This is a genomic window from Succinivibrio dextrinosolvens DSM 3072 (assembly GCF_900167015.1).
GTDB classification, from domain to species: domain Bacteria; phylum Pseudomonadota; class Gammaproteobacteria; order Enterobacterales; family Succinivibrionaceae; genus Succinivibrio; species Succinivibrio dextrinosolvens.
On sequence record NZ_FUXX01000085.1, the window covers coordinates 1 to 2,179 of the forward strand.

Below are 2,179 nucleotides of genomic sequence, written 5' to 3' on the forward strand. Positions count from 1 at the left end.
CTATATAGAGAATAGGCGCAGGTCAAGAGCTTTTCTCAGTGTTCGCAGAACTTTTGACAGGCTTCAAACTTTCGCTATCCTTTAATCTGCTTTAATCTGCTTTAATCCCTTATCCTAACAGGATTAACACCTAATTTTACAGTATGAGATTTTATCATTGTTTTGATGTTTTTCAGACAATAATAAAACTATCTGCAACGGCAGACATGTGTAGGATCAATTGATTAAAACATGGTGTTAGGTTATTGCTATAGCGTTTATCCCTGTTGTTCTGATTCTGACTGTCACTGCCGATCCTTTTACGCGATTTCTATATAATGTGTTTTTGCAATATTTTGGTAAAGACCATTTTTATTGCCACGAGCTTGTGCCTTTCAGCCATTTAGCCATACTTACGATTTCAATTTAAAAACAGAGAAGTTTGTTAAAAAACAAATCAGGCTCTGATTGTCTGCGTTTAACTAAGTTATGGCTTTCTCCTAGGAGCGATCTTGTCGGTGATGATCAAAATGATTTAAATATTTTTGTACGGTTAAATTAATTCTTTCTGTTAGTCCAAAGCTGCCTCATAAACTGAGCTGTCTTCGTTATATCCTGCGCCACTCTTTATCTCTGCAATAATCTGGTTCTGCCAGGGGGTACTTTCATTTACCTTGAGTTTTATACTGTTCAAAAGTGATTGCAGATGTTCTTCGGCTGTGTCTTTTAAAAACTCATAAAGAACCGGATCAACAAGCGCTGAGCGAATACTGTTTTCAAGTTTCTTTAACTTCGATCTGAATTTACTGATTTTGTTTCGTGCGATCTTTTTATCTGATGTTGAAAGATCAATTTCTGACGAGGTATTGCATTGAGCAGGATCATTTTTCAGTTTTTGAGCTGGTTCAGATTTAAGAAGAGCATCAGTTGCCACCTTAAAGATTTGTCTGGCTATATCCTTGGCATATGCAATCTTAAGACGCTTGTCCTTTAAGTCTAGTTTCTTGTCATCAAACTTATTATTGGAAATGAGTTTGTTATGCGCTACTACGAGAGAGTTACCGCCTTCATAGAAAAGCGCCTTTAAAATCTTATTTCCCTCTGGGGAGTGTTTACCAACCTTGTTCTTGCCTCCCGTGCCGTGATGCACTGGCACTAACTGCATAAACGAGACGAAGCTGTTGGCATTTCTGAATCTGTCAAAGTTATCCTGAGTATAAACACTTACCGCCACAGCTAGCGGAACACCTACGCCACGTACCGACAGATATTTCTCACAGCTATGGTGGGTGCTGGCATATATTTCAAAGAATTCATTCTCGATTCCTGCAAGGCTGATGGCATACATCTCAAGCATTGCACACTGCCGTTCCAGATAACTGCAAAGTCCGCTTACCTTGTTTTTACAATGTTCATATTCACTGATAAAGTCTCTGATGCGTCTTATGGTCTGAGATGGTGTCATCTCATAGCTGTAACCTTTAAGTGCATCCTGCTCTCTGAGGAAGGCTATCAGATTTCTGTTTGTGGCTGTGATATTGCTTTTAATATCTGAATAGCTTTTAACCAGAAACATCTCCTGTCGGTTCATCTCATCTCTGATTATGCATGGCTTAAAGGTTGCTGATTCAGGATAGTTTTTATAAATTAACAAGGCATTCCTGACCCCACGAGCATCACCTCTGTCATCCTTGTTCTTGCTGCAGTTATGATTTCGACAGGATTTTGCAGGAAAGATATATACCTCAGCACCAAGTCTTTGTATAAGAGTTGCCCAGTAGTTTGAACCGCCACAGGCTTCCATTGCAAAAACATAGTTCTGATTAGCAGGTTCAGTGATGTACTTAAAGAAATTTTTTGGACTAAGTTTGAAATCGTGTTCAATTCCATCTAAGTCTGCAAGACTTAACTGAATTTCTTTTGACGCCAAGTCCAAACCTACTAAAACCTTATTAATTTCATTTGCAAAGGTTGTGAGATTATTGGTAGTATTCATTTGCAGTCTCTCCTTTGGTTTGATGTTTTTTTTTGCAATTTAAATTTTACCTAAGAGAGAATTGCAAAAGGCGGAGCTCTGTCAAAGAGTTTCCGCCTTAAATTTTTCCATTCAAATGTGACCAGAACTATATACGCGGTTAATCTCCTAAGGATTACATCTTTATAGAAATCTGAAATGAATTTCCAACTGCAGTTTTAAACC

At 38.1% G+C, this 2,179-nt stretch carries 1 protein-coding gene; it reads right to left on the minus strand.

Going from position 1 to position 2,179, the window contains the following annotated elements; genetic code table 11:
* Window positions 1–550 precede the first annotated feature (550 nt).
* Complete coding sequence (locus tag B5D46_RS11875; protein ID WP_078929634.1) at window positions 551–1,975, minus strand: transposase; 1,425 nt, start codon at window positions 1,973–1,975, stop codon at window positions 551–553.
* Between the last annotated feature and the right edge of the window lie 204 nt (window positions 1,976–2,179).

Bases quoted from the DNA above. Each gene is read 5' to 3' on its own strand.
- B5D46_RS11875 (WP_078929634.1), bottom strand. From the start codon at position 1,975: ATGAATACTACCAATAATCTCACAACCTTTGCAAATGAAATTAATAAG.